This is a genomic window from Streptococcus orisasini, from assembly GCF_001431045.1.
Lineage (GTDB): Bacteria > Bacillota > Bacilli > Lactobacillales > Streptococcaceae > Streptococcus > Streptococcus orisasini.
The window spans coordinates 1-511 of the sequence record NZ_BCLE01000067.1 but is presented as its reverse complement, the minus strand read 5'-3'; the positions used below and the strand labels follow the sequence as shown (position 1 = coordinate 511).

Sequence of the window (511 nt, the reverse complement as noted above, 5' to 3'; positions counted from 1 at the left end):
GAACAAAACTTTGAACAAACGAATCTGTAGCTGTTACGTAAAGTAACAAAAACAAATTTGCGAAGTCAATTCGTAACAAACAATAAACGGATTACGTTATAGAGATATAGCGAAATATAGTCAGTTTAATCGAAGAGCAATCTTCAAATTTTCAAATTGAGAGTTTGATCCTGGCTCAGGATGAACGCTGGCGGCGTGCCTAATACATGCAAGTCGAACGCACAGCGAAAGGTGCTTGCACCTTTCAAGTGAGTGGCGAACGGGTGAGTAACACGTGGACAACCTGCCTCAAGGCTGGGGATAACATTTGGAAACAGATGCTAATACCGAATAAAACTTAGTGTCGCATGACACAAAGTTAAAAGGCGCTTCGGCGTCACCTAGAGATGGATCCGCGGTGCATTAGTTAGTTGGTGGGGTAATGGCCTACCAAGACAATGATGCATAGCCGAGTTGAGAGACTGATCGGCCACAATGGGACTGAGACACGGCCCATACTCCTACGGGAGGC

General features: G+C 45.0%; 1 rRNA gene. It reads left to right on the top strand.

Features of this window, described 5'->3' with window-relative positions:
* Window positions 1–152 precede the first annotated feature (152 nt).
* Window positions 153–511 (top strand): 16S ribosomal RNA (locus tag SCSH_RS10800); the annotation flags it as partial.